The organism is Streptomyces saintjeani, assembly GCF_055409605.1.
This window is the reverse complement of record NZ_CP189624.1, coordinates 5,110,335-5,137,334: the sequence shown is the minus strand read 5'-3', so window position 1 is coordinate 5,137,334 and position 27,000 is coordinate 5,110,335. Positions and strand designations below refer to the sequence as shown.

The 27,000-nt window shown below is 70.9% G+C and carries 23 protein-coding genes; 5 read left to right on the top strand and 18 right to left on the bottom strand.

The genetic code is table 11. The annotated features are described in order from the left end of the window. Position 1 precedes the first annotated feature (1 nt). The gene (locus ACQCO7_RS23495) at positions 2-916 is read right to left on the bottom strand and encodes a diacylglycerol kinase family protein (RefSeq protein WP_464073697.1); all 915 of its coding nucleotides are present in this window, start codon (positions 914-916) and stop codon (positions 2-4) included. Between the two features lie 220 nt (positions 917-1,136). Here ACQCO7_RS23495 and ACQCO7_RS23490 point away from each other — a divergent pair, with 220 nt between their 5' ends. Together ACQCO7_RS23490 and ACQCO7_RS23485 are read left to right on the top strand one after the other, a co-directional pair. Further along, complete coding sequence (locus ACQCO7_RS23490) at positions 1,137-2,420, top strand: adenylosuccinate synthase (protein ID WP_075733736.1); 1,284 nt, start codon at positions 1,137-1,139, stop codon at positions 2,418-2,420. A gap of 206 nt (positions 2,421-2,626) precedes the next feature. Then, positions 2,627-4,135 (top strand): APC family permease, encoded by a 1,509-nt coding sequence (locus tag ACQCO7_RS23485; protein ID WP_464073696.1) that lies wholly within the window; start codon positions 2,627-2,629, stop codon positions 4,133-4,135. Between the two features lie 52 nt (positions 4,136-4,187). Here the strand turns inward: ACQCO7_RS23485 and ACQCO7_RS23480 are convergent, their stop codons facing one another. After that, complete coding sequence (locus ACQCO7_RS23480) at positions 4,188-4,703, bottom strand: GbsR/MarR family transcriptional regulator (RefSeq protein ID WP_464073695.1); 516 nt, start codon at positions 4,701-4,703, stop codon at positions 4,188-4,190. Positions 4,704-4,821: 118 nt separating this feature from the next. Here ACQCO7_RS23480 and ACQCO7_RS23475 point away from each other — a divergent pair, with 118 nt between their 5' ends. The 3 genes from ACQCO7_RS23475 to ACQCO7_RS23465 are packed head-to-tail and all read left to right on the top strand — an operon-like array spanning position 4,822 to position 7,580. Continuing rightward, a complete protein-coding gene (locus tag ACQCO7_RS23475; protein WP_464073694.1) occupies positions 4,822-5,739 on the top strand; it encodes an ABC transporter ATP-binding protein in 918 nt (305 codons plus the stop codon). Then, positions 5,736-7,304, top strand: a complete 1,569-nt coding sequence (locus ACQCO7_RS23470) for an ABC transporter permease (protein ID WP_464073693.1) — start codon at positions 5,736-5,738, stop codon at positions 7,302-7,304. The genes ACQCO7_RS23475 and ACQCO7_RS23470 overlap by 4 nt, the downstream gene beginning before the upstream one ends. Positions 7,305-7,358: 54 nt before the next feature. Further along, positions 7,359-7,580 (top strand): hypothetical protein, encoded by a 222-nt coding sequence (locus tag ACQCO7_RS23465; protein ID WP_464073692.1) that lies wholly within the window; start codon positions 7,359-7,361, stop codon positions 7,578-7,580. 11 nt (positions 7,581-7,591) lie between these two features. Here the strand turns inward: ACQCO7_RS23465 and ACQCO7_RS23460 are convergent, their stop codons facing one another. The 16 genes from ACQCO7_RS23460 to pyrE form a co-directional block, all read right to left on the bottom strand. Further along, positions 7,592-8,794, bottom strand: a complete 1,203-nt coding sequence (locus ACQCO7_RS23460; RefSeq protein ID WP_464073691.1) for a cytochrome P450 — start codon at positions 8,792-8,794, stop codon at positions 7,592-7,594. Then, a complete protein-coding gene (locus ACQCO7_RS23455; RefSeq protein WP_464077274.1) occupies positions 8,724-9,368 on the bottom strand; it encodes a Scr1 family TA system antitoxin-like transcriptional regulator in 645 nt (214 codons plus the stop codon). Before ACQCO7_RS23455 ends, ACQCO7_RS23460 begins: the two co-directional genes overlap by 71 nt. Before the next feature lie 433 nt (positions 9,369-9,801). Next, positions 9,802-11,748, bottom strand: a complete 1,947-nt coding sequence (locus tag ACQCO7_RS23450) for a cell wall-binding repeat-containing protein (protein WP_464073690.1) — start codon at positions 11,746-11,748, stop codon at positions 9,802-9,804. Between the two features lie 225 nt (positions 11,749-11,973). Beyond that, a complete protein-coding gene (locus ACQCO7_RS23445) occupies positions 11,974-12,645 on the bottom strand; it encodes a response regulator (protein ID WP_464073689.1) in 672 nt (223 codons plus the stop codon). A 15-nt stretch (positions 12,646-12,660) separates the two neighbouring features. Next, complete coding sequence (locus ACQCO7_RS23440; RefSeq protein ID WP_464073688.1) at positions 12,661-14,037, bottom strand: sensor histidine kinase; 1,377 nt, start codon at positions 14,035-14,037, stop codon at positions 12,661-12,663. A gap of 120 nt (positions 14,038-14,157) precedes the next feature. Then, on the bottom strand, positions 14,158-14,835 hold the full coding sequence (locus tag ACQCO7_RS23435) for a response regulator (protein WP_464073687.1): 678 nt from the start codon (positions 14,833-14,835) through the stop codon (positions 14,158-14,160). Then, positions 14,832-16,415: a sensor histidine kinase gene (locus ACQCO7_RS23430; RefSeq protein ID WP_464073686.1), complete on the bottom strand. Its 1,584-nt coding sequence runs from the start codon at positions 16,413-16,415 to the stop codon at positions 14,832-14,834. The genes ACQCO7_RS23435 and ACQCO7_RS23430 overlap by 4 nt, the downstream gene beginning before the upstream one ends. A gap of 4 nt (positions 16,416-16,419) precedes the next feature. Next, positions 16,420-17,787 (bottom strand): acyltransferase family protein, encoded by a 1,368-nt coding sequence (locus ACQCO7_RS23425; protein WP_464073685.1) that lies wholly within the window; start codon positions 17,785-17,787, stop codon positions 16,420-16,422. Then, on the bottom strand, positions 17,771-18,769 hold the full coding sequence (locus ACQCO7_RS23420) for an alpha/beta hydrolase (RefSeq protein ID WP_464073684.1): 999 nt from the start codon (positions 18,767-18,769) through the stop codon (positions 17,771-17,773). Before ACQCO7_RS23420 ends, ACQCO7_RS23425 begins: the two co-directional genes overlap by 17 nt. 349 nt (positions 18,770-19,118) lie before the next feature. Continuing rightward, positions 19,119-20,036: an alpha/beta hydrolase gene (locus ACQCO7_RS23415; protein WP_464073683.1), complete on the bottom strand. Its 918-nt coding sequence runs from the start codon at positions 20,034-20,036 to the stop codon at positions 19,119-19,121. Between the two features lie 246 nt (positions 20,037-20,282). After that, positions 20,283-21,470, bottom strand: a complete 1,188-nt coding sequence (gene kynU, locus ACQCO7_RS23410; protein ID WP_464073682.1) for a kynureninase — start codon at positions 21,468-21,470, stop codon at positions 20,283-20,285. After that, the gene (locus ACQCO7_RS23405; protein WP_464073681.1) at positions 21,463-22,302 is read right to left on the bottom strand and encodes a tryptophan 2,3-dioxygenase family protein; all 840 of its coding nucleotides are present in this window, start codon (positions 22,300-22,302) and stop codon (positions 21,463-21,465) included. The genes kynU and ACQCO7_RS23405 overlap by 8 nt, the downstream gene beginning before the upstream one ends. Positions 22,303-22,496: 194 nt before the next feature. Next, entirely contained in the window at positions 22,497-22,910 is a 414-nt protein-coding gene (locus tag ACQCO7_RS23400) for a DUF3151 domain-containing protein (RefSeq protein WP_010350817.1), read from the bottom strand. A gap of 111 nt (positions 22,911-23,021) precedes the next feature. Further along, positions 23,022-25,007: a WD40 repeat domain-containing protein gene (locus ACQCO7_RS23395; protein WP_464073680.1), complete on the bottom strand. Its 1,986-nt coding sequence runs from the start codon at positions 25,005-25,007 to the stop codon at positions 23,022-23,024. Positions 25,008-25,239: 232 nt separating this feature from the next. Then, positions 25,240-26,271, bottom strand: coding sequence for a class II fructose-bisphosphate aldolase (fbaA, locus tag ACQCO7_RS23390; RefSeq protein ID WP_010350815.1), 1,032 nt, complete (start codon positions 26,269-26,271; stop codon positions 25,240-25,242). A 141-nt stretch (positions 26,272-26,412) separates the two neighbouring features. Next, a complete protein-coding gene (gene pyrE, locus ACQCO7_RS23385; protein WP_464073679.1) occupies positions 26,413-26,985 on the bottom strand; it encodes an orotate phosphoribosyltransferase in 573 nt (190 codons plus the stop codon). Positions 26,986-27,000: the final 15 nt, after the last annotated feature.

Genomic DNA, 27,000 nt, shown 5'->3' with positions numbered 1-27,000 from the left:
GCTACACCCCAGGTACGACCACCCCCAGCGCCCCCTCCCGCACCCGCCACGTCCGCGTCCGCACCGGTCCCCCGACCCCCGCGTCGGCGCCGTACAGGAAGTCGCCCCCCGACACGGTCACCACACCCCCGTGCGCGACCAGCGGCGACGCCTCCGCCCCCACGGACACGGGCCGCACCTCCACCAGCGCCGCGCCCGAGGCACCCGGGGTCACGGAGACCGACTCCACCGGCTGGTCCAGACCGACGAGCACCTTCCCGTCGACCTCGACGCGCAGCCGGAAGGGCCCGGGCGGCGAGAGAGCGGGACCCTCCCGGGAGGGGACGAGAGCCCGTACCAGGGAGCTACAGGTACGACGCCAGCGCCGGGCACCGGAGAGGCCGTCCGGGGCCGCCGTAGTACCCGTAGACCCCGTCGTACCCCGGTCCCACGGCCCCCGTCGTACCCCCGGCGTACCTCCCCCCGCCCCCGGCGGGATCCACAGCATCCCCAGCACCACCCCGTCGCTCTCGTCCACCAGCACGTCCACCCGTCTCTCCACCCCGTCGAGCACGGCCCGCGCCGCCGCGACGGTGTCCGTCGGCACCCCCAGCGCCCGCGCGACGGCCACCGCACCCCCCACGGGGACGACGGACAGGACGCACGCGTCCAGCTCGCGGCGCCGGTGCAGCAGGGCCACCGCGCGCACGAGAGCCAGGTCGTCGCCTACCACCACAGGTCTACGGGACCCCCTGCGGACCAGCGCGCGGGCGAATTCCTCGTGATCATCGGGAAGGCAGACCTTCGTCGCCGCCCCGGCACTCAGGACATCTTTCACGATGCGCACGGATTCACCGTCGGTCTTCCGGGCTACCGGGTCGATGACCACCAGCAGTTGATCGGACGCCGCGAAATCGGAAGTCGCGAAAGTCGCCACCTCGGTCCTGCCTCGCTTCCTCGGGTAGCATCTTTGTGCAAGAGCCCCTTGCGCTATTGCGCCAGGGGCTTCGTCTATTCCGGGGCATCCGGGTCCGACGGGCAACGGCCGTACGACGGCTGCCGGCGGCCGTACAGCGGCCGTCGGGGTACGAGGCACAAGGCCGTGCCGCGTACGCCCCTGACCTTGGGTCTGCCCCGCCCGGAAGGGGTGTACGCGCGTGCCCGCACTTGTGCTGCTCGGTGCTCAGTGGGGTGACGAAGGCAAGGGAAAGGCGACGGACCTGCTCGGCGGCTCCGTCGACTATGTGGTCCGTTACCAGGGTGGTAACAACGCCGGCCACACGGTGGTCGTGGGCGACCAGAAGTACGCCCTCCACCTTCTCCCTTCCGGGATTCTCTCCCCCGGCTGTACGCCGGTCATCGGCAACGGCGTCGTCGTCGACCCGTCGGTCCTGCTCTCCGAGCTGAGCGGTCTGAACGAGCGCGGCGTCGACACGTCCAAGCTCCTGATCAGCGGCAACGCTCACATCATCACGCCGTACAACGTCACGGTCGACAAGGTGACGGAACGCTTCCTCGGCAAGCGGAAGATCGGTACGACCGGTCGCGGCATCGGCCCCACGTACGCGGACAAGATCAACCGCGTGGGGATCCGGGTGCAGGACCTGTACGACGAGTCGATCCTGACCCAGAAGGTCGAGGCGGCGCTCGACGCCAAGAACCAGATCCTCACCAAGTTGTACAACCGGAGAGCTATCTCCGTAGCTCAGGTGGTTGAGGAACTTCTGGGTTACGCCGACAAGCTGGCGCCGTACGTCGCCGACACGGTCCTGGTCCTGAACCAGGCCCTTGAGGACGACAAGGTGGTCCTCTTCGAGGGCGGCCAGGGGACGCTCCTGGACATCGACCACGGCACGTACCCCTTCGTCACCTCGTCCAACCCGACCGCGGGCGGCGCCTGCACCGGTGCCGGTGTGGGACCGACGAAGATCAGCCGGGTCATCGGCATCCTCAAGGCTTACACCACCCGAGTGGGTGCGGGTCCCTTCCCGACCGAGTTGTTCGACGCGGACGGCGAGGCGCTGCGCCGCATCGGCGGCGAGCGGGGCGTGACCACCGGCCGCGACCGGCGCTGCGGCTGGTTCGACGCGGTGATCGCGCGGTACGCGACGCGCGTCAACGGCCTGACCGACTTCTTCCTCACCAAGCTCGACGTCCTCACCGGCTGGGAGGAGATCCCGGTCTGCGTCGCGTACGAGATCGACGGCAAGCGCGTCGAGGAACTCCCGTACTCCCAGTCGGACTTCCACCACGCGAAGCCCATCTACGAGACGCTGCCCGGCTGGTCGGAGGACATCACGAAGGCCAAGACCTTCGCGGACCTGCCGAAGAACGCGCAGGCGTATGTGAAGGCGCTGGAGGAGATGTCGGGCGCGCCGATCTCCGCGATCGGCGTGGGCCCGGGCCGGGACGAGACGATCGAGATCAACTCGTTCATCTGACACGGCAGTTCGGCACAGCAGTTCGACACGAGGCCGGCTCTTCCCCGCGAAGGGCCGGCCTCGGCTGTCGTGCGGATGCCGGCCTAAAGGTCTGGTTGACGCATATTTAACCTCGCACGCCTCTTGCCCGACTCATTCGGGCTACAGCATTCTCCTCCGAGGGCCGCTATGGCAAAGCTGGCCACCGGCAGGGAGAGGGGCGCCCGATGGCAGTGGACGAGGGAGTCGCACCGGCGACGGGGACGGATGGATCGGGGTCGGTGCACCGGCTGAAACCCAACGCCGTCGGGTTGTTGGGCGTGGTGTTCATGGCCGTCGCGACGGCCGCGCCGATCACCGCGATGACGGGGAACGTGCCGTTCATCGTGTCGTCCGGCAACGGCGTCGGCGCCCCCGCGAGCTACCTCGTCGCAATGGTCGTGCTGGGAATCTTTTCCGTCGGTTTCACGGCGATGGCACGGCACATCACGTCGACGGGCGCGTTCTACGGGTTCATCTCGTACGGCCTCGGCCGCACCGTCGGCCTCGCCTCGGGCCTCCTCGCGACGTTCGCGTACGTCGTGTTCGAGCCGGCGCTGATCGGCATCTTCTCCTCGTTCGCGACGTCGACTCTCAAGGACCAGACGGGAGTTCACGTCCCGTGGTGGGCGTTCGCGGTGCTGATGCTGGCGGTCAACGCGATGGGGACCTGGTTCGGGGTGTCCGTCGCGGAGAAGCTGCTCGTCGTGCTGCTGGCGACCGAGGTCACCGTCCTCGCCGCGATGGCCGTCTCCGTCCTGCTGCACGGCGGCGGCCCCGACGGCCTCTCGCTCGACCCCGTGAACCCGGTGAACGCCTTCCACGGCACCTCCGCCGGGCTCGGCCTCTTCTTCGCGTTCTGGTCGTGGGTCGGCTTCGAGTCGACGGCGATGTACGGGGAGGAGTCCCGCGACCCGAAGCGGATCATCCCGAAGGCAACGATGGTGAGTGTCCTGGGAGTTGGCGTCTTCTACGTCTTCGTCTCGTGGATGGCGATCAGCGGCGTCGGCGAGGGCGACGCGGTGAGGATCGCGACCGCCGACCCGCTCGCCCTGTTCTTCGACCCCACCGAGCGGTACGTCGGCCACTGGGCCGTCGTCGTCATGCAGTGGCTGATGATCACCGGCTCACTCGCCTGCGGTATGGCCTTCCACAACTGCGCGGCCCGCTACGTGTACGCCCTCAGCCGCGAGGGTGTAGTCCCCTACCTCCAGAGGACTACGGGGCGTACCCATCCCCGGCACGGCTCCCCGCACATCGCCGGCCTCGTCCAGACCGCCGTGTCCGCCGTCCTCATCGGCGCGTTCTGGCTGGCCGGGAAGGACCCGTACTCCGGTACGTACGTCCTGCTCGCCATCCTCGGCACGATGGCGATCCTCGTCGTCCAGGCGGTCTGCTCGTTCGCCGTCCTCGTCTACTTCCGCTCCCACCACCCCGAGAGCCGGCACTGGTTCCGGACGTTCACCGCACCCGTCGTCGGGGGCGTGGCGATGCTCGCGGTCGTCGTCCTTCTGGTGTCCAACATGGGAGTGGCGGCGGGGCCGGAGTCGGGCGCGCTGCTGCTCAAGGCGACGCCGTGGCTGGTGGCGTGTATCGCGCTCGGGGGGATCGGTTACGCGCAGTTCCTGAAGCGGCGCTCGCCCGAGCGGTACGCGCTGCTGGGGCGGACGGTACTGGAGGAGACGAAGGAACGCTGACCGGCGGTGACCGGATTCAGCAACCGTTCTCCGAAACCGGTCACGTCCGCTCTCACCGACCCGACGCCACGTCCGAGGCGTTGCCGAACATCTCGTCGCGGTGGATCCGCCACCGCTCCATCATGGCCGCGATCTCCCCGTCGACGAACTCGAAGAAGGCCAGCGTCTCGGCCATCCGGCGCCCCGCGGGCGTGGTCTCGCCGAGGCTGTCCACTCCCTCCCGCAACGACACCTCCCACCTGTGCAGGACGGACTCGCGGTTGGTGAGCGCCTCGTACCACTGGTTGCTGTGCACCCGGTACCGCTCCCGTCGCGAGCCGGGCTCCCGCTCGCGCGTGACCATGTGCTGCTGGGAGAGGTAGCGCACCCCGCCGGACACCGCCGCCGGGCTGACCTGGAGCTGCTCGCCGAGTTCGGCGGCGGTGAGGACGCCCGTGTCGGAGGAGAGGAGCGCGGCGAAGATCCGGGCCGGCATGCGCTGCATCCCCGCCTCGACGAGCTGTGCCGCGAAGGACTCGACGAACCTGGAGACGGCCGCCGGGTCGCGCTCACCTGCTGCTTCATCCATGTTCCCACCCTATCGGGGCTTCCGATGCTTCCGAGACTTCCGTAACTTCGGGAACTTTCATAGCATCCGAGATTTCATTAACTTCACAAATTTCTGAAAGAAGTGTACGTTCTGAAGCATGACCGCCACCGCGTCCGGCCCCGCCATCGAGGTCTCCGGCCTGCACAAGTCCTTCGGCCGCACCCATGCCCTGGACGGCCTCCACCTCAGGGTGGAGACCGGCGAGGTGCACGGCTTCCTGGGCCCGAACGGCGCCGGCAAGTCCACCGCCATCCGCGTCCTGCTCGGCCTGCTGCGCGCCGACTCCGGCACCGCCCGCATCCTCGGCCACGACCCGTGGAAGGACGCGGTGGAGGTCCACCGCCGTATCGCGTACGTCCCCGGCGACGTCACCCTGTGGCGCAATCTCTCCGGCGGCGAGGTCATCGACCTGTACGGCCGGCTGCGCGGCGGCCCCCTCGACCCGCGCCGCCGCGCCGACCTGGTCGACCGCTTCGAACTCGACCCGACGAAGAAGGGCCGCACCTACTCCAAGGGCAACCGGCAGAAGGTCGCCCTGGTCGCCGCCTTCGCCTCGGACGTGGACCTGCTCATCCTCGACGAACCGACCTCCGGACTCGACCCGTTGATGGAAGAGGTGTTCCGCGACTGCGTGCGCGAGGAGCGCGGACGCGGCCGGACGGTGCTGCTCTCCTCCCACATCCTCAGCGAGGTCGAGGAGTTGTGCGACCGCGTGAGCATCATCCGGCAGGGCCGGACCGTGGAGACCGGCTCCCTCGCCGAACTGCGCCACCTCACCCGCACCAGCATCAGGGCCGAACTCGCCGCCCCGCCCGGCGGGTTGGCCGACCTGCCCGGCGTCCACGACCTCGACATCCAGGGCACCCGGGTCCGCCTCCAGGTCGAGACCGGTGAACTCGACGCCGTGCTCAGGAAGTTGAACGAGTCCGGGGTGCGTTCGCTGACGTCGACCCCGCCCACGCTGGAGGAGCTGTTCCTGCGCCACTACCAGCGGGAAGAGGCGGGCGTCCGATGACAACTCTCGCCGGAACCGGGACACTTCTGCGCTTCGCGCTCCGCCGCGACCGGCTGCTGATCCCGCTCTGGGTGGCCGTCAACGCCCTGCTCGTCCTGTCGATGCCGGACACGCTGAAGAACCTGTACGGCACACAGGCCGAACGCGACCACCTGCTGGGCCAGTTGGAGACGAACTCCTCCTTCCGGTCACTGATCGGCCCGCTCTTCGGCGACTCCCTCGGCGCCCTCACCGCCTGGCGCGTCGGTGTCTTCGCGGGCGCCCTCGCGGCCACCGCCGCTCTCCTGGTCGTCGTGCGCCACACCCGCGAGGAGGAGGAGACCGGCAGGCAGGAGCTCGTCTCGGCCGGAGCGGTGGGCCGGCGGGCCTCGCTCACGGCGGCTCTGCTGGCCTCGACCGTCGCGAGCGGCGCGCTCGGACTGCTCGTGACGGCCGGCCTCGCCGGGCAGGGCGCATCGGGGGCGCTGGCGTTCGGGCTCGGCCTCGCGGGCGTCGGGATGGTGTTCGCGACGCTCACCGCCGTCGTCGTGCAGCTGACGGAAAGCGCCCGTCTGGCAAGGGGGTTGGCCGCCGCGATGATCGGTCTCGCGTACGTGCTGCGGGCGGCCGGAGACTCCGCGACCTCTGATGGCTCGTCACTTCTGACCTGGGTCTCGCCGTTGGGCTGGCTGGAGAATCTGCGGCCGTTCGCCGGTGAACGCTGGTGGGTGCTGGGGCTGTTCGCGGTGGCCGCCACCGTTCAGGGTGTGCTCGCGTACGTCCTGGCCGGGCGGCGCGACGTGGGCATGAGCTTCCTGCCGACGCGCCCCGGGCCCGCCACCGGCGGCCTCGGTACCGCCCTGGCCCTGGCCTGGCGGCTGCATCGCGGGAGCGTCTTCGGCTGGGGGCTCGGGTTCTTCCTCACCGGGGTGGTGTTCGGCGGCCTCACCGACGGGGTCGCCGATCTCGTCGGGGACAACGAGCGGACGCGGGAGATCATCGAGCGGATGGGCGGACAGTCCGGCCTCGCCGACGCCTTTCTCGCCTCGATGACCGGACTCGTGGGGCTCGTCGCCGCGCTGTACGTCGTCGCCTCGGTGCTGCGGCTGCATGGTGAAGAGACCTCCGGGCGAGCCGAGTTGGTGCTCGCGAACGCGGTGGGCCGGGTGCGGTGGGCCGCCGGTCATCTGCTGATCGCCTTCGGCGGGTCGGCCGTCCTCATGCTGCTCGCGGGGCTGGGATTCGGCGCCGGGTACGGACAGCGGCTCGGGCCGATCCTGGGGGCGTGTCTCGTGCAGCTCGTCGGCGTGTGGGTGATCGGCGGGCTTGCGGTGCTGCTGGTCGGGGCAACTCCCCGGCTGGCAACGGCGAGTTGGGGTGTCGCCGGGGCCGCGCTGCTCATCGGGTGGGTGGGGCCGGCACTCGACGTTCCCCAACTGGTGCTGGATCTCTCCCCGTTCGGGCACCTGCCCAAGTTGCCTGGTGGTGAGATGAGTTGGGGGCCGGTGGGTGTACTGCTGGCGCTGGCCGGGGTGTTGGTGGCCGGAGGGCTGGCGGGACTGCGCCGCCGCGATCTGGTGACCTGACCGGTCCGCTCTTCTGCCGGGAACTCGGGGCGAGTTGTGCGCGTCCTGGTTCCCATGAGGGGCAACGGCCGGGACGCGGCGGGGTGTCTGCTGGCGGTCGGTGGAGCGGGAGCCGGGCTGGCGCTGTGGTCGGTCGACGTCCGTGGGCGGTTCCACCGGTTCGAGGCGATGTCCGACTGGAGCGTCCTGTACGCCGAACTCCCGCTGGCCGTCCTGGGTGGGACGGCCGCCGGACTCCTGTTGTGGGCAACGCTGTTGAGGCGCAGGAAGCGCTGACCGGCGACGCTCTAGATCTCGACGTCCAGCCCCTCCAACCCCCTGATGACGAAGTTGGGTTTACGGCGGGGCTCCCGCACCCGGTGCAGCGTCGGCGCCTTCTCCAGCAGGGCCGCCAGGGACGCCGCCAGCTCGATGCGGGCCAGTGGCGCGCCGATGCAGTAGTGGATACCGGCGCTGAAGGAGATGTGCGGGTTGTCCGTACGGCGCAGGTCGAGGCGCTCGGGGTCGTTGAAGACGGCCGGGTCGTGGTTCGCGGCGCCGAAGAGGAGCGCGACCTCGGCGCCTCGCGGGACGGTGACGCCGTCGATCTCGATGTCGTCCAGCACCCAGCGCTCGAAGAGCTGGAGCGGAGTGTCGTACCGCATCAACTCCTCCACCGCGCCCGGGATCAGGGAGTGGTCGGCGCGCAACAGGGCAAGCTGATCGGGGTGGTTGAAGAGGGCGTTCCAGCCGTTCACGGTGGCGTTGACGGTCGCCTCGTGGCCGGCGTTGAGGAGCAGGACGGCGGTGGAGATCATCTCCTGCTCGGTGAGGCGGTCGCCCTCGTCGTGGGCGGCGATGAGGCCCGACATCAGGTCGTCGCCAGGGGAGTTGCGCCGCTCGGCGATCAACTCCCGCAGGTAGTCGGAGAATTCGACGGAGGCCCGTACGGCTTCCGCCGCCGTCTCCTCGGACGGGTTCAGCTCGTACATGCCGCAGATGGCCGCCGACCAGGGGCGCAGCGGTGCGCGGTCGCTCTCGGGGATGCCCAGCATCTCGGCGATGACGGCGACGGGGAGCGGTTCGGCGACGTCGGTGAGGAGGTCGCCACCGCCGCACTCGACGAGCTGGTCGGCCAACTCCCCGGCGAGCTTGGCGACATACGGCTTGAGCTGCTCAACCGTGCGCGGGGTGAAGGCTTTTGAGACGAGCCGGCGGATGCGGGTGTGGTCCGGCGGTTCGAGGTCCAGCATGCCGTGGTCGTTGAGCGTGTGGAACGGCTCGTGCTCGGCGGGCGGCGGGGTCCGGCCGAAGTCCTCGTGCTCGTAGCGGTGCAGGTAGGTGCGTCCGAGCCGCCGGTCCCGCAGCAGCGCCGAGACGTCCGCGTGGTGCGGGACGAGCCACTGGTCCGTGCGCTCGTAGTGGATCACCCGACCCCGCTCACGCAGTCCGGCGTACGCGGGGTACGGGTCGGCGAGGAACGCCGGGTCCCAGGGGTCGAAGGCTGCCATGCCCGGACGCTAACCCGGAAAACCGGCTCTGACCAGGGCCTCTTCCGTACGCGGTCATCACTTTCCGCAACCGTTCCCGACGGAGATCGTGTCCCGCATGACCGAACCCACTCGACGCGGCCTGCTGATCGCGTTCGCCACGACCCCGCACTCGGCGGTGCAACGCCGAGCGAGCCGGTCCCCCGCGAGGTCGTCCGCACCGCGACATTCCCCTCGTCAACTCGGCCGAGAATCTCCTGGAGTTGGGATCACGCCGCCCGCCGGTCGGAGATGCGCAGCCGCAGTGCGATCTCGTGGATGATCGCTTCGTACGGGGGGTGTCCCCCTCGATGACGACGCGGCGCCTCATCCGGTACTCGACCTTGGTGTCCACCTCCCGCTCGGGCAGCCCCGGATTCATGTAGGCGAACACCGGACGGGCGTAGTCCGCGGTCTGGAGAAGGCAGGAGATCCGGGTGATGACGATGTCCCGCAGGTACGTCGCGTGGTGCTCGGCCTCCGCCGCGTCCAGGTTCACCTGAGGCAGCACTCCTCGGTACGCCTCCCACCAGCCGCGCGTCCGCTCTGTGGCCATGGCGACGAGGGCGTCGATCAACTCCTCGTCCACACAGGCATAGTTGGCGGCAAGGCGCCGCACCCTCTCCTCGCTCACTCCGACGTTGCCCGCCTCCACCCGGGGACCGAAAGCGCACCGCCCCGCCCTGCCATGACGGACTCGACACCGCCGAACTCCTCGCCAACGCCCTGTGCCACACCAACGGCCCCGCCACCCTCAGGATCTGCCGTGACGCCGGTGCCCTGCGGATCGGCACCTGGGACACGGACCCCGAACCCCCCGATTTCACCAGAGAGTTCGAGGAGGACAACGAGAACGGGCGAGGGCTCGCGCTGGTCCGGTACTGCTCGGACGTGTGGGGGTGGAAGCCGTCGACCAGGCAGGGCCTGAGGGGGGAAGTACGTGTGGTGCGAGCTGGGGACGCCGTAGAGCCCCCAGCTCGCCGACTCCCCTACCGTACGAGGCTGTTGTGCGCCGCCGCAGGACCCACCCCGTTGTAGTACGGGTGGTACGTCCACTGCCCGGCGCCCGCGCTGATCGCCTTCCCCGCCGCGTCCAGCGCCGCCGCTGCGACCGAACCCGTGCCCCCGAACGTCGCCGTGAACTGGATGCTCGCCGACGCCTGCGTGAGGTAGCTCTGGACGGTGCCCGGCAGGACGGTCGCCTTGGGGGTCCAGATCAGGGGGCTGAAGACGTTCATCGCGGCGGCGGCCGAGATGCCGTCGCGCCAGGCGGGGCCGACCAGCGTGATCTGTCTCGGCGCCGCCCACCAGAACTTCGCGAGCGCCACGGACGTCGCCTCGTCGGTGGCGCCGGAGACCGGGTAGTAGACGGAGTTCGACGGCCACCTCGGGAAACGCCCGTGCGCCACCGCGTACACGGCGGGCGAACCCACCGGGATGATCATCGTCCTGGTGGGGTTCAGGCCGTTGAGGTACGCCTGGACCGGCGCCGTCAGCTTGTTGCCGTTGCTGAGGACGACGCCGGCCGCGCCGCTCGTACCACCGGACCCGGCAGCCGCCGCTGCCGCGAGCGCCGCGTGATAGTCGGCGCCGGTCGCGACGAAGACGTACTTCGGCGCGGTCGTGATCGCCTTGGCGGACAGCACCGACGTCGCGTACCGGTCCGCGCCCGCGATCCGCTGGGGCGTGTAGCCGAGGGACTTGACCTGCGTGGCGACCGTGTTCGTGAGGATCGAGGTGCCGCCCATGAGGTAGACGGGGGCGCCCTTCTTCAGCGTCCGCTTCAGCTCGTTCTTGACGGCGGTCGTGAGGCCGGTCTTCGGCGTGGCCAGCACCGGGCCCGCCTTCTTGCCGGCGAGCGCGGGCGCGGTCAGCGCGTACGCCCAGTCGTCACGGTTGACCAGCACCGCCGACCGCGCGTTCATCAGCCCGGGCACGCTCGGCGCGCCCAGCTTGTTCCACGTCCAGCGCGAGGCCGCGATGTTCGTCGCGTCCGGCGTCGCACCCCACACCCGCCCGGTGTTGTTCTTCCGCAGCGGCTGCCAGCTCGGCCGGTCCCCCTTGGGCGTACCGGGCACCTGCGTCACCGCGCCGGAGGCCAGGTCGACGTACGCCGTGCTGTGCACGTCCGTCGCGTCGCTCGCGGTGTGCGCGTCGAACACGATCCGCTTGCCGGTCGGCGACCACGACGGGTGCTCGGCCCAGCCCGTCCCGCTCGTCCGCTGCCGCACCCCCGTACCGTCCGCGTTCGCCGTGAACACCTGCCGGAGGCCGCCCGCGTCCTTGCGCACGAACGCCAGCTGCGCGCCGTCCGGCGAGAACGCGGGCTGCGCCGCGTCGTCCAGCACCTTCCTCACGGTCCGCTTGGCGTTGTCGTACACGTACACCGCGTCGGCGCCCGTGCAGTTGCCCGTGGGACTGCGGGTGAACGCGACCTGCCCCTTCTCGTTCACCGTCGGGCCGCTGTCGCACACCGACGCCGGTTCGAGCGCCGCCGTCAGCAGCGGCTGCGGCACCCGGGTGCCGTCCGACGGACCGGCGACGAGCTGCCCGCCCGACGCGAACACGACGGCCTGCCCGCCCCACCAGAACGTCAGGTCCTGGTACGGCGCGCTCCTGCGCACCCCCTGCGGCTTCGGCAGCAGGAACTGCCCGCTCCCGTCGGGCCGCACACTGGCGATCCTGCCCCCTACGACGCTGACGATCCGGCTGCCGTCCGGCGCCCACGTCGCGTACGCCCCCGCCCCGCTGCCGACCTTCGTCTGCGCCCCGGTCACCGGGTCCACCAGCACCGGACCGTCGGTCAGCAGCTTCCCCTCCGTGCCCGGCCAGGACCCGGCGCCGTCGGCCAGGGCGCCCGGCGCCAGCGCCAGACTTCCTACGGCGGCCAGCGTCACCGCCGATGCGAGCGTCGCCGCGCCGCGACGTGTGAACAACGAACTCAAGGTGTCGACCCCCCAATGGATCAGACGCTCCGCCCTGCCGTCCCCCGGCCGGCACGGAGCAGATGAAAAAAGTGATAGGTCGCGTCCCGCCGGGTCAGCCGAGGTCACTCGGCCGACTCACAGTCGCGGCACAGCGTCTGAGTGAGCGTAGGTCCCGAAGTGACCGGTGAGGAGGGGGTTTACGGGTTCATGGGAACACATTGACGATTCTCGTCCCTATCCCGGCACCACCAGCCTCGTCTCGTACGCGAACACCGCCGCCTGCGTCCGGTCCCGCAGCCCCAGCTTCACCAGGATCCGGCTGACGTGGGTCTTCACCGTCGACTCCGCCACCACCAGGTGCTCCGCCATCTCCGCGTTCGACAGGCCCTGCGCGATCAGCACCAGCACCTCCGTCTCCCGCTCGGTCAGGTCCCCGTACGCCGCCTGGGCGCTCGCCGGGATCCGGGGTCTCTCGCTCTCCGCGAGCCGCGAGAACTCGGTGATCAGCCGCTTCGTCACCGAGGGCGCGAGCAGTGACTCCCCGGACGCCACCACCCGCACCCCCTCCGCCAGTTGCCGCGCCGAGGCGTCCTTCAGCAGGAACCCGGAGGCGCCCGCCCGCAGCGCCTGGTACACGTACTCGTCCAGGTCGAACGTCGTCAGCACCAGCACCTTCGCCACACCGTCCGCCGCCACGATCTCCCGCGTCGCCTCGATCCCGTTCAGCTCCGGCATCCGGATGTCCATCAGCACCACGTCCGGCGCGAGGTCACGCACCTTCGCCACGGCCTCCCGCCCGTCCACCGCCTCCCCGACCACCTCGATGTCCGGCATCGCGTTGAGCAGGACCGAGAATCCCTCCCGCACCATCATCTGGTCGTCCGCCACCAGCACCCTGATCGTCACGTCCCGCCTCCCCTCTCACTCCGCGCCATGAGCCACGACCGGCAGGAACACCGCCACCTCGTAGCCCCCGTCGTCCGTACCGCCCGTCGTCATCTCGCCGTTCAGCATCATCACCCGCTCCCGCATCCCCGTCAGGCCGTGCCCCTCGCCCGCCTGCGCCTTGGCCGGCGACGGGTGCTCCGCCGGGCCGTTCACCACCCGTATCCCGAGGCCCCCGAGCACGTACCCGAACTCCACCGTCGCCCTCGCCCCCGGCGCGTGCCGCAGGGTGTTGCTCAGGGCCTCCTGCACGATGCGGTACGCCGACAGCTCCACCCCCTGGGGCAGCTCCCGCACCGCTCCCGTCGTCACCTTCTCCACCGCCAGGCCGGCCTCCCGCACGTTCGCCAGCAGGCCGTCCAGGTCCGCCAGCATCGGCTGCGGGGCGTCCGGCACCTCGTAGTCCTCGGCGCGGACCACGCCCAGCACCCGGCGCAGTTCGGTGAGGGCCGCCACCGCGTTCTCCCTGATCGTCGCGAACGCCTTCGCCAGCTCCGGCGGGGTGTTCTCCACCCGGTAGGGGGCCGCCTCCGCCTGGATGGCCACCACCGACATGTGGTGCGCCACCACGTCGTGCAACTCCCGGGCTATCGTCGTGCGTTCCTCCAGCAGCGTCCGCCGGGAGCGCTCGTGCTCGGTCACCGTCTGCTGCGCCGTGACCTCCCGCTCCGCCTGCCGGCGGGTGTGCCAGACGGTGACGGCGAGCAGGGCGAACGCGGAGAGCACCAGCATCGGGCCCGTGTCCGTGCCGTACCCGTCGTGGCTCCAGCGGAAGAGCGACTCGGCGGTGAAGCCGTAGACGGCTGTCAGCAGCCACATCCAGGCCGCCGTGCGCGGGCGGGTGCGGACCGCCACCACCGTCAGCACCAGCAGGTGGGAGATGAAGGGGCCCGGCTCCCAGGGCCACATCGTGTACGACGTGCCGACCGCCGCGACCGCTGTCGTCGACGCGAACGAGAGCCAGAAGGCGCCCACCGGCCGGACCAGCGTCAGCAGCACCGGGGCCAGGACCAGGAGGCCGCACACCATGTTGAGGGCGCCGTCCCGGGCGTACGTCCACGTGTTCATCATCGCCAGGACGCCGACCGCCGCGACCAGGCCGTGCCTCGCCCAGGCCGCGTACTCCCGGGGCCGGCCCTTCAGCCGGCGGACCAGGCGGCTCTCGTCGCCCAGGCGGGGCAGCGGGCGGTAGGCGAAGGCGTCGTCGATCAAGTCCCCCCGCAGCCCGCGCAGGGCGTCCAGGGCCGCCTTGGCCTCCGGACTGCGCGGGGTGTATCCGCCGCCGTCCGAATCGCCGTACGGGGGCTGCGGATCCATGATCCGCGTCCGGGTGGTCTGCGTCGTCTCGGTCACATTCACCACCGTAGGCCGGAGCCGGGATCGTCGTCGTCACCACTGAGAGGGGTTCCGCCGGGTCCATCTCAAGTACTACGGGGTCTCCCCCACACCTGGCCGGACCCGGCGAAGCACCGTTCAGCGGACGGCCGGGCGCACGAGCCCCACCTCGTACGCGAACACCGCCGCCTGCGTCCGGTCCCGCAGACCCAACTTGACCAGGATCCGGCCCACATGGGTCTTCACCGTCTGCTCGGCCACGCACAGATGCCGGGCGATCTCCCCGTTCGACAGGCCCTGCGCGATCAGCGACAGCACCTCCGTCTCCCGCTCGGTGATCTCCTCCAGGCGCACCTTCTCGGGCGCGCGCGGGCCGCTGTCGATGCGGGCGAACTCGGTGATCAGCTTGCGGGTGACGCCGGGCGCGAGCATGGCGTCACCCGCCGCGACGGTCCTGACGGCCTCGGCGAGCTGGTCGGCGGAGGCATCCTTCAGCAGGAACCCGGAGGCGCCGGCGCGCAGTGCCTCGTACACGTACTCGTCGAGGTCGAAGGTCGTCAGCACCAGCACCTTCATGTCCGGCAGCAGGGCGGTGATCCGGCGCGTCGCCTCGATGCCGTTCAGGTCGGGCATCCGGATGTCCATCAGGACGACGTCCGGGGTGAGTTCGGCCGCCTTCTCCACCGCGTCCAGGCCGTCGACCGCCTGGCCGATCACCTCGATCCCTGGCTGCTTGTCCAGCAGGACGGTGAAGCCCTGCCGGATCATCTGCTGGTCGTCCGCGATGAGTACGCGGATCTTCGTGTCGTTCGTCATCTCTTCTCGTCTCCTGTCTCGTCATCGGGAGGAGGCTGCCGAAGGGACGGGACGTCGCCCCGTCCCTTCTTCCGGAACGCCTCCGGGAGGATCAATCGAACTTTCGGAACGTCGGACATCTCCTGCACCAGTCCGGGGAGGGCCACGTACCCCTCGTCGCTCGCGGGCCTGTCCACGCGGACGCCGTCACGCGGCAGGAACGCCGAGACGACGAAGCCGCCGTGCAGAGTCGGGTGGGCCATCAAGTGACCGCCCAGCATCACCGCGCGCTCACGCATCCCCAGCAGTCCGTGCCCCGCGCCGGGTGACGGGTCGGCCCGGCCGCTCGGGGCGGAGTTCGTGACGCACAGGTACACGCCGTCCCGCCGCTGCCCGATCTCCACGGTCACACCGGCCCCCGGCGCGTGCCGCAACACGTTGCTGAGCGCCTCCTGCACGATCCGGTACGCCGAGAGCTGGACGCCCGGTGAGTACGGCGGCGTCGGCGGCTCGCCGGTCATCTCCTTGACCACGTCCAGCCCCGCCGCACGGGTGTTGTCCAGCAGCGCGTCCAGCCGGTCCAGGGTGGGCTGCGGAGCGTCCGGCGCCGTGCCGGTCGCCGCGCCGAGCCCGTACGGCCCGTCGGGGTCCTCGGGGCTCTCCGAGCGCAACACCCCCAGCACCCGGCGCAGTTCCGTCAGCGCCTCCAGCGCGTTCTGCCGGATGCCCGCGAGGTTCTCCTTCAGCTCCTCAGACGGGTCCGCCACCAGGTGCGGGGCCACCTGCGCCTGGATCGAGATCACCGACATGTGGTGCGCCACCACGTCGTGCAGCTCCCGCGCGATACGGGTGCGCTCCTCCAGCAGCGTGCGCCGCGCGCGCTCCTCCGCGGTGATGCCGGTCTGCTCGACGAGTTCGGTCCGGGCCTCGCGACGGCCTCGCAGGGCGGCGCCCACGAGGACGAAGCCCAGGAAGACGGCCATCGCCGGCACACCGCTCGGGGAGTAGTACCCGCCACCGATCACGCCCTCCACGATCCAGGTGGCCAGCGCGGTCAGGGCCAGCACTTCGATGGAGACCCGCGCGCGGACCCGCAGGGCGACCAGGAGGAGGACCAGTGCGTGGACGACTATCCCGGGAACGCCCCAGGGCCAGGGGACATCGCCGTTCCAGACGGCTTGGTTCGATCCCGGGAAAGTGCCCGTCATCAGTCGGTTGCGCGCTCCCAGGGCCGCCACGACCGTGGCCACCAGGGACAGCCACCACCCGTGCAGCGGCCACCACAGCGCCACGACCAGCGCCACGCTCTGCGCCGCCGCGCACAACAGGCCGAACTCGACGCCCAGTTGGTAGCGCGCACTGAACTGGTCCCCGTTCGCCAGCGTCGCCACGAGCGCCGCCAGGCACACCAGCCCGTGCGGCAGCCACCGCAGCCACACCGACGGCGGCAACGGCATCGCCTCGGTCGGCCACAGATCTCGCTGTAGCGCGACGAACATCCGCCCCGCCCACGTGTCCCGCAGTACGCGGCGCCGACGGTCCTCGCCCGATGACCGGCGCAGTGCGCGCTCCAGGTGCTTCTCCAGCTGTGTCACCCTCATCACCCTATGCACCGCCGACCTCCTTCAGAGCGGCCGATCCCGGGCGCGGAAGCGGATGCTCCCGGCCTGTGACCAGGCACGCCAACATCCGCTCCTTGCCTGGCAGTTCACCGGCGGAACGCGTCGTCCTGTTGACGATCACGCCCCGCGCACGCCCTCCCCCACGCCGGTCCGGCCGCGTCTCCCAGCCGTGGAACGCCGCCCAGCACACCGCGAGCGCCGGCACGAACACCGGGAGCCACAGGAGGCGGTACGGGACCCAGGCCAGGGTGTCGGGGCGGGTGTGGAGGCCGGGGAGGTGGCCGGCGGACAGCGCCAGGGCCGTCGTCGCCATCAGGGCCGTCAGGTGCCAGAGGAACACCGTCATCGCCGAGAGGTTGAGCAGGGCCACCGCCGCCCACGCGCGGGGCCGCCGCATCGCCCGGCGCAGCCGGCCCCGCAGCAGCAGCGCCGCTCCGCACTGGGCCAGCCCAAAGGTGACCGCCGCCAGTGTCGGCGGGTTCAGGTTGGAGATCTCCTCCCCGGGCACCCCCACCATCGACGCCGGGTATCCGCCCCACCGGACCAGCACCGCCGTCACCACCGCACCGCCGGTCAGCAGGACCCACCCAGCGCGCGGACGTTCCAGCTCGCCCCGTGTCCATGCCGCGCCCAGCGTGTACGGCACCGCCCAGCCCGCCGCGAGGTTGACCCAGCCCAGCCAGGACGGGCCGCCGAGCCCGAAGCGGACCAGGTCCACGTGGAGCACCACCACCAGCGGCCACAGCGGGTTGAGCCGTGCCAGCAGCGGGGTCGCCGCCGTCAGCAGCGCGAAGACCAGGAGGAACCACAGCGGGGACAGCGCCAGCTTCACGACCGTGTGCACCGTCAGGAACGAGGCGCCGCCCAGCAGGAGGCAGACGGTCACCGTCAGCCACACGGCCACGAGCGCGGCCACCGGCCGGAACAGCCGCGCGAGGCGGGCCCGCAGCCAGTCGGCGTAGACGCCGCGCGACGGCTCCCGTCCAGCGCCGGCCCTCGCCCGGGCGGCCCGCCCTGCCTCGCGCGCACCGCCCGCGCCCCGTGCCCTCTCCCTCGCCGCCGCGTAACTCCGCGTCGCCACATGCCCGCCCACCATGAAGAACACCGCGAGCGTCTGGAACGTCCACGACACCGGCGCCAGCCACGGCATCGACGCCAGAGGGCTCGCCGCGCGCAGGGTGTCGCCGTCGGCGACCAGGGCGGTCACCAGCCAGTGGCCGAGGACGACGCCGAGGATGGCCAGCGCACGCAGGGCGTCCACCGCGCGGTCGCGGTGCGGGGGTGTGGCCGCGTCGATGCGGGCCGCCGTGCGGGCCAGGTAAGTGCCGCGCGGATCACGTGTGGTGAACACGGGTGACCTCCGTCGACTCGCCGAGGACGATCCGGGTGAGGTTGGCCAGCGAGACCGAGCCCGGGATGAAGTAGTCGCTGTGTCCGCCGTCCCCGGCGGCGAAGACGCGGGCGCCGAAGGCCGGGGAGACCGGGTCCGTGCCGAAGCCGATCGTCGTGCCGAAGAGGCGGGCGCTGGTGTGCGGGACGTCCGCGACCCAGTCGTCCGCTCCGCGCGCCGCCCATACCCGGGCGCGGGTGTCCAGGTCGGCCACCGAGTCCGCGCCGGTGCCGGGGCTGGCGAGGAGGACCAGGTCGTCGGCGTCCAGGCCGTCGGCCGCTCGGGCGCACACCACCGTGCCGTAGGAGTGGCACAGGACGCTGACGTCGGTGTCCGGGCCGGTGAGGGCGCGCAGCCCGGCGACGAGGTCGCGCAGGTCCGGTGCCGCCTCCTGCGCCCGGTCCGGCGTCAGGACCGTCGTACTGATCGTGCCCGGCGTCGTGTACCCGAGCCAGGCGACCACCGCCGCCCCCGAACCGGCCGGGCCCTCTCGGGTGAGCCGGCGGTGGAGGGCGTCGGCTCCCGCGCGGAAGCGTTCGTACGTGTCCAGCGTGGTGTCGGAGCCGGGGACGAGGACCGCGATGCGGTGTGCGTGCGCCAGGTCGCCGAAGACCTCCGTGGCCCGGCCCTCGCCGCGGCCGTCGAAGGAGAGGAGGTGCCTGTCGGGGTCGGCCAGTCTCCGGTCGGCCTCGGCCCTGTGCCGGTCGCCGTTGTCCCGGGCCATCCTCGACGCCAGCTCGGCGTCGGCCCGGTTGGCCGCGTACGTCTTCTCCAGCGTCGCGGCCGTCAGCGGGAGTGCCGGCGCCGGAGTGGGGGCCGGGATGTCGGGGCGGGCCGCCGCGACAAGGGGGACGACCACCGCCGCGACGACCAGGACGGCGAGCAGGGCCCGGAGCAGGCGCCCCGCCCTTCCGTCCGTCTTCTCCGCGTCATCGAGCCGCATCGCCGCGCCCCTCCCCGTCCAGGCCGCCCGACCGTCGGGCGAACTGGTTGCGAAGTTACGGATCGGCGCTCGTCGTCCGCGTCCCGCCTGAGAGCTCTTCTTCGACGTAGCTCTCAGGTATTACGGGTATGACGCGGCTCCTGGATCGGGGGCTCTTCCCAGGAGTCCGCAGCGGGCCTCGGGCGTCCACGCGGCAGGCTCGGGCCGGGGATACCCAGGAGCTGACCGGGGACTACCGCAGAGGTACCGAGAGCACCAGCGCGGAACCCCACACGCGTCCTGCCACAGGCCCCCCTCCCGCCAGCTCCCCGCCTTCCGCATCTCCTCCCGCACCCCCCAACTCCCCACCTCACCAAGCCAGCTGCGCGATCTCCTCCCCCACCACCGCGCAAGCGTCCGCCACCGGGTCGATCAGCGGGAAGTGCCCGACGTCCTCCAGCAGCGTCACCCCCACCACCTCCCCCGCCTTCGCCGCCGCGTCCGCGTACGCCTCCGCGACCGCCATCGGCACGACCTCGTCCGCGCGGCCCTGCACGATCGTCGTGGCGATGCCTGTCGGCAGCAGCAGCGCCGGGTCGGCGTACGGCCGCCGCTCGGCGAACTTCTCGTCTCCACCGAGGAGTTGAGTGGAGGCGTCGCCGCACACGTCGAGCTTCCGCGCGATCTCGAAGTCGGCGATCGGCGCGAGCGCGACCACGCCCCTCAGGTTCGGCGGAGCGGCCGTGCGCCAGGGCGCGTCGGCCGGGAGGAGGTGCCGGGCGGCGGCCCACAGCGCGAGGTGGCCGCCGGCCGAGTGGCCGGTGAGGACGGTACGGCGCGGGTCGGCCGTGGGGAGGACGTCCCGGACGAGGGCGGGGAGCGCGTCGAGCGCGGCGGCGACGTCGTCGAAGGTGTCCGGCCAGCGCCCCGCGACCGGCGTCGCGTCCGCGTCGTCCGTCACCGGAGCGTTTCCGCCGGAGGTGCCGTCGGTCCCCAACTCCCCGCGCCGGTACTCGACGTTGGCGACGGCGAACCCGCGCCGGGCCAGGAAGTCCGCGAACGGCGTCAGGTGCCGGCGGTCGTACCGCGCGCGCCAGGCTCCCCCGTGCAGCACGACGACCAGCGGCGCGAGTCCCCCCGTACCCCCCGTGGTCCTCGGGAGGTAGAAGTCGATCACCTGGTCGGGGTGGTCGCCGTAGGCGGCGGTCACGTCGGGGTCGACGGGCGGATGTGAGAAGGCGGACTGCTCCTCGGCGGCGGTCCGGGCTGCGGCGACGTCGTCCGGCATGCTCCAACCTCTCAGCAACGAAATGGAATTGACGACCAGACAGGTGAGGACGGCTACTGATCCGTCCGCTGGCGGGGACGCTATCAGGCCCGTGACGTGCGCGGACACGCGGATGTCACGCTGGGTGAGGGGTAAACGGTTCTGCCCGGATATGACACCCCCACCCCTCGTACCGTACGTACCGAAGGGCACACCGCGCGTGGTCGTGCGGTGTGCCCTTCGTGTGAACAGGGTTGTCGTGCGGGACTACTTGAGAGCCAGCCGCAGTGCCCGCGCCGCGCGTTCCACGTCCGCGAACCCGAGGTACAGCGGCGTGAATCCGAACCGCAGGACGTCCGGGTACCGGAAGTCCCCCACAATGTCCTGCGCGACGAGCCGTTTCATGACGTCGCCCGCGTCGTCGCAGCGCAGCGCGATCTGGCTGCCCCGCTCCGCGTGGGCCTGCGGCGTCACGCACTCGACCAGGCCCGCGGGGACGTACTCGCCGACGCATTCGAGGAAAAAGTCCGTCAGGGCAAGGGACTTGGCGCGCACCGCCTCGATGGACACGCCCTCCCACACCCCGAGGGCCGCCTCCAGCGCGAGCATGGAGAGGATGTCCGGCGTCCCGACCCGGCCCCGGACGACGTCGCGCGCCGGTTCGTACGACGGGCTCATCCCGAACGGCTCGGCGTGCGAGTTCCAGCCGGGCAGCGGGGAGTCGAACTCCCCCTGGAGATCGCGGCGCACGTACAGGTACGCCGGTGAACCCGGGCCGCCGTTCAGGTACTTGTAGGTGCAGCCGACCGCGAGGTCCACCCCGTGCTCGTCGAGCCCGACCGGCAGCGCGCCCGCGCTGTGACACAGGTCCCAGACGGCGAGGGCGCCCGCCGCGTGGATCGCGGACGTCAGCGCGGGGAGGTCGTGCAGCCGCCCGGACCGGTAGTCGACGTGGTTGAGCAGTACCGCGGCGGTACGGGTGGAGAGCGCTCCGGCGACCTCCGAGGGCGGTACGGGGAGCAGCGTGCACCCCGTCATCCTCGCGGCGGACTCGGCGATGTACCCGTCCGTGGGGAAGGTCGTGGCGTCGACGACGATCTCGTCCCGCCCCGCTCCCGCCATCCGGCGTGCGGCCACAAGTGCCTTGAAGACGTTGACACTTGTCGAGTCACCGACCACCACCTGGCCGGGTCCCGCGCCGATCAGCGGGGCGATCCGGTCGCCGATCCGCTCCGGCGCCGTCCACCAGCCGCTCTCCTCCCAGGAACGGATGCGCAGCTCGCCCCACTGGCGGCGGACGACGTCCGCGACCGCGTCGGGGACGGCGGCGGGCAGGGCGCCCAGCGAGTTGCCGTCCAGATAGACGCCCCCGTCGTCGAGGGCGAACTCGGCGCGTTTGGCGGCGAGTTCGTCCCTGGCGTCCAACTCCTGTGCTTTGACTGCCAGTTCAGACATGGGACCTCGCCGTCCACAGCTCGGGGAAGACGTTCTTGCGGGCCCGCTTCTCCAGCCAGGCCACGCCCGCGGAGCCGCCGGTGCCGGCCTTGGCGCCCATCGCGCGCCGGGTGGCGACCAGATGGTCGTTGCGCCAGCGCCAGACGAGCTCGGCGACGTCGGTCAACGCCTCGCCGAGCCGGGCGAGTTCGGCGTTCTGGTCGCCCTGGTAGAGGGCCGTCCAGACCGCCTCCACCTCGGGCGAGGGCTCGTAGCGCAGGGACACGTCGCGGCTCAGCACCTCGTCCGGGATCGCGTGTCCACGGCGCGCCAGCAGCCTCAACACCTCGTCGTACAGGCTGGGTTCGTACAGTGCCTTCTCCAACTCGGCGTGCCCGCGCGGCGCTCCCCGGTGCGGGACGAGCATGGACGCGGACTTCTCGCCGAGCAGGAACTCCATCCGCCGGTACATGGCGGACTGGAAGCCGGAGCCCTCGCCGAGGGCCGCGCGGTAGGAGTTGAACTGGGCCGGGGTGAGCTGGGCGAGCGGACGCCAGGAGGCGTTGAGCGCCTCCAGCTCCCGTACGGAGCGCTTCAGCGCGTCGACCGCGACCGGTATGCGGTCCGAGCGCAGGGCCTTCGTGGCCGTCTCCCACTCGTGGACGATCACCGTGAACCACAGCTCCATGACCTGGGTGGTGACCAGGAAGACCATCTCTCCGGGGTCCTCGGAGAGGGGGTGCTGGAGGTGGGTGAGCACATCCGCCCGGACGTAGTCCTCGTACGGCGTCGTACCCGCGAAGTCGAGATGAGGTGTCTCGGGCTCGTGAGCCTCGTGAGCCTCCTGGGACATCGCTGTCTCCTGTTTGTTGCTCCGGGTAGCGGTCCGCCCCTGCCGTTCTCGACACGGGGGCCCCGGTCCCCGCCGGGCATCCTCTTCGATCCTCGGTCGAAAAGGCAAGGCCCGCCTGATCACACGCCCAGACGGGCCAACCTGATACCCGGGTACTACACGGGTACAACCTCAGTACTCCCTCGGCCCGGCCCTCAGCCCAGCGTCTGCGCCGCCGTCGCCGAGGAGTCCTTCAGGAACTGCGTGCACCGCTCGTACTCGTCCTGCTCCCCGATCGACCCGGCGGCGCGCGCGAGGGCGTGCAGGGCGCGCAGGAAGCCGCGGTTCGGCTCGTGCTCCCACGGCACCGGGCCGTGGCCCTTCCAGCCGCTGCGGCGCAGGGAGTCGAGACCCCGGTGGTATCCGGTACGGGCGTACGCGTACGACTCCACCACGCTGCCCCGCTCGAACGCCTCGTCGGCGAGCCGCGCCCAGGCCAGCGAGGACTTCGGGTACTTCGCGGCGACGTCGGCCGCCGCGGTGCCGCCCGCGAGCAGCTCGCGCGGCTCGGGGTCGTCGGGGAGGTGGGTCGGGGGCGGGCCCCCGAGGAGGTTCTCGTGAATCGTCATGACCTCCAGTCTGTCACCTCGGACGGCACCGGGCCCGGCACCCCGGGAAGGGCGCCGGGCCCGGTGGGAGCGCACGGCCGGACGTAGCTCCGTGGAGCTACCTCGCAGGTATCACTTCGTGAAGTTGAAGTACTTCCACGGCCCGTACGACGTCGTGTTCGCGATGTCGCCGTTGTAGCCGTCGACGTACACCGACCGCAGGCGGAACCGGTACCCGGCCGCACCGTCGCCGTCCAGCGTGACGTACGACTTGCCGGCGCTGTCCAGCGGGAAGTACTCGGGCTCGCCCGAGACCCAGCGGCCCTGGGAGTAGAACTCGAGGTCGAGACGCGTGTACCGGCCGGGGTAGGCGTTGATCCACGTGGTGATCAGCGGGTCGGTCGTCTGGTGGAAGGTCTGGTAGTTGGTCTTCCCGAACTTCGTCCACTTGTAGTGGCCCGACAGCGAGGTCGTCACCCCGGCGCGCGTGCGCACACCGGACTTGGCCTCGGCCTTGCCGAAGCGCGCGTCCCCGGTGAAGACCGCGCTGACCGTGGTGTCCCGGGTCATCCGCAGCGCCACCGCGAGCTGGCCCTTCGCGTTGACCTTGCCGCGCTTGAGCAGCCGCTTCGGCTCGGGACCCCACGGGTCGGCCCAGATCTCGACGGTGCGGTTCTTGTACGTCGAGCCGAGCGTCGCCGTGTACGTCACGTTGGTGCCGTAGTTGACGGTCAGGTTGTTGCGGTCGATCTTCAGGGCCGTCCTGTTGTAGGCGACCTTGACGACCGAGGACCCGGATGCGGCGGAGTGCGTAGTACTTCCGGCGTACGCGACCTTGTAGGTGACGTTCCCGGCGACGGCCGGAGTGTCCGTGAAGGAGAACGCGCCCTTCGCGGCCAGCTTCTTCGTCCCCAGGGACTTGCCCTTGGGGGACTCGGAGTCGTACCGCGTGACTACCAGCGGGGTACCCACGGGCAGTGCGAGGGTCCCCGAGACCGTCCCGGAGACGGTGAGCGCCTTGCCGAGCGCGGCCGTGGCCGGTGCCTTGACGGCGACGGCCGGCGCGGACTTGGTCGGCTCGTCCAGGATGTGCAGCCGGACGTTGCTGTCCCAGTTGTCGGTGACCGCGAACAGGCGGCTGCCGCCCGGCTCCCAGGCGAGCCCGCCGTTGACGAGGCCGTCGCCGGCGGACGTCGTACCCGTCACCGGGAAGTCGTACTGCCGTACAGCCGTGGTCTGACCCGGGCGGTAGACGAAGACGTCCTTGCCGTACGGGGCGTCGGAGCCCGCCGCGACGGTGCCGTCGGGGGCGATCGCGACCGACGTGCCGTGCTCGGTGCTGGTGTAGCTACCGGCCTCGGCGAGGTCGGCGGCCTGCCAGACGTGGTGCACCTTGCCGGGGTTGGCGGTGATGATGCGCTTGCCGTCCGGGGTGTAGGCGAGGTCGTTGGTCTGCCCGGTCAGTCCTGAGGTATTACGCGAGGTACGGGCCGCGGTGCCCGTCGTCACGTCGTACGTCGCGAGGGCGAACCGCTGGGAGGACGACCCGGCCGCCGCGATGGTGTTCGGCTCGGTCGGCGAGACGGCCAGGCGCGGGGCGCCGGAGTAGTCCGTCTCGGCGTCCTGGTCGAGGGCGACGACGGGCTCGGCGCCGGAGACGTCCAGCGAGCCGATCGAGCCGTCGGACTCGGTGCCGTACCCGAACCAGATCTTGTCGCCCGCGAGGGCCAGGAACTGCGGGTCGGTGCCCTCGCCGGTGGCGTACCGGGCCTGCTCGGCCATCGTCGTGGTGTCGAGGGCGACGATCGCGTCGACGCTCGGGACGGCCGCGTACAGCCAGCCGGAGTCGGCCGAGAGAGCCAGGCCGGCGACGCCGTACAGCTCGGGCACGGTGGTGAGCACGTTGCCGGAGTAGTCCGTCGCGACGACCCGTCCGGTGACGGGGTCGCTGACGAAGACCTTGCGGTGGACGCCGTCCACCACGATGTCGCCCGCGGACTTCAGCGGGAGCACCTTGCTGCTGTCCGCCGCGGCCGAACCGGCCGTCCCCACGACCAGCGCGGCGGAGCTGACGAGAACCGCGAGCGCGGTCGCGGTCGAAAGAGTGCGTTTACGCACGAACACGATGAAAAGACCCCCCAATGGTCTTCGCTGCCCCGTGAGTTGGGGCGTGCCCCGAGAACCGGGGTGCGGTGATCGCAGCCTATTGCATGCCTATGACAACGTGTCCACAGGATTCACACATGTGGCGTGGCGTGGATCACTGGCTCTCAGGTAGGGGGGTACTCCGGCATACAGAAAGTCCGGCGCCGTCCCCTGAGGACGACACCGGACCACTCACCCGGAGGTACTACTTGATCCGCGTACCCGCCGACCGCAGGTTCTGCGTGGCCTCGACGACCCGCGCCGCCATGCCCGCCTCGGCCAGCTTGCCCCAGGTACGGGGGTCGTACGTCTTCTTGGAGCCGACCTCGCCGTCGACCTTCAGGACGCCGTCGTAGTTCTGGAACATGTGCGCCGCGACCGGCCGCGTGAACGCGTACTGCGTGTCCGTGTCGAGGTTCATCTTGATGACGCCGTTCTCCAGCGCGGTCGCGATCTCCTCCTCGGAGGAGCCGGAACCGCCGTGGAAGACGAAGTCGAACGGCTGCGAACCGGCCGGCTTGCCGAACTTGGCGGCGACGCCCTCGTTCAGCTCCTTCAGCAGGTCGGGGCGGAGCACGACGTTGCCCGGCTTGTACACGCCGTGCACGTTGCCGAACGACGCGGCGAGCAGGTAGCGGCCCTTCTCACCGAGGCCGAGCGCCTCGACCGTGCGGATCGCGTCGTCGACCGTCGTGTAGAGGGAGTCGTTGATCTCGTGCGAGACGCCGTCCTCCTCGCCGCCGGTCGGGGTGATCTCCACCTCAAGGACGATCTTCGCGGCGACCGCGCGGGCCAGCAGCTCCTGCCCGATGGCCAGGTTGTCGGCGAGCGTCTCGGCCGAGCCGTCCCACATGTGCGACTGGAAGAGCGGGTTGCGGCCGGCCTTCACACGCTCCTCGGAGACGGCGAGCAGCGGCCGTACGTACCCGTCGAGCTTGTCCTTGGGGCAGTGGTCGGTGTGCAGCGCGACCGTGACCGGGTACTTCTCGGCGACGATGTGCGCGAACTCGGCGAGCGCGACCGAGCCGGTCACCATGTCCTTGCTGTACTGGCCGCCCAGGAACTCCGCGCCGCCCGTGGAGATCTGGATGATGCCGTCGCTCTCCGCCTCCGCGAAGCCGCGCAGCGCCGCGTGCAGGGTCTGGGTCGAGGTGACGTTGATGGCCGGGTAGGCGAACTTGCCTGCCTTCGCCCGGTCGAGCATCTCGTTGTAGACCTCGGGGGTTGCGATGGGCATCTGTCCGCTCCTTGGGTGTGCGGGTTGGCGATCTTCGTACTACGGCCCTGACCTAGACCTTGGGTATGACGTCGTCGTCATGCCCATCTTTCCAGACATGGCCCTCTGCTCCGGAAGGTGTAACCGGGTACGTCTCAGGTATCAGTCCAGGCCCAGTTCGTCCTTGGAGAAGGCGAAGAGGTACGGCACACCCGCGCCCTCCCGGATCTTCTCGTCGGCGCCGGTCGCGCGGTCGACGATGGTCGCGACGGCCACGACCTCGGCGCCCGCCGCACGCACCGCCTCCACCGCCGTCAGCGGGGAGCCGCCGGTCGTGGAGGTGTCCTCGACGACCAGCACGCGCCGCCCGCGGATCTCCGGGCCCTCGACCTGCCGCTGCATCCCGTGCGCCTTCGCGGCCTTGCGGACGACGAAGGCGTCCAGCTGCCGGCCGCGCGCGGCGGCGGCGTGCAGCATCGACGTCGCGACCGGGTCGGCGCCCATGGTCAGCCCGCCGACCGCGTCGAACTCCAGCTCCGCCGTCAGGTCCAGCAGCACCTGCCCGACCAGCGGGGCGGCCTCACCGTCCAGGGTGACGCGGCGCAGGTCGATGTAGTAGTCCGCCTCCAGCCCCGAGGAGAGCGTCACCCTGCCGTGCACCACGGCCTTGTCCTTGATCTGTTGCAGCAGCTCAGCGCGTGTGCCTTGCGGCATTACTTCGTCGACGTCCGTCATGGCGAACAGCTTAGA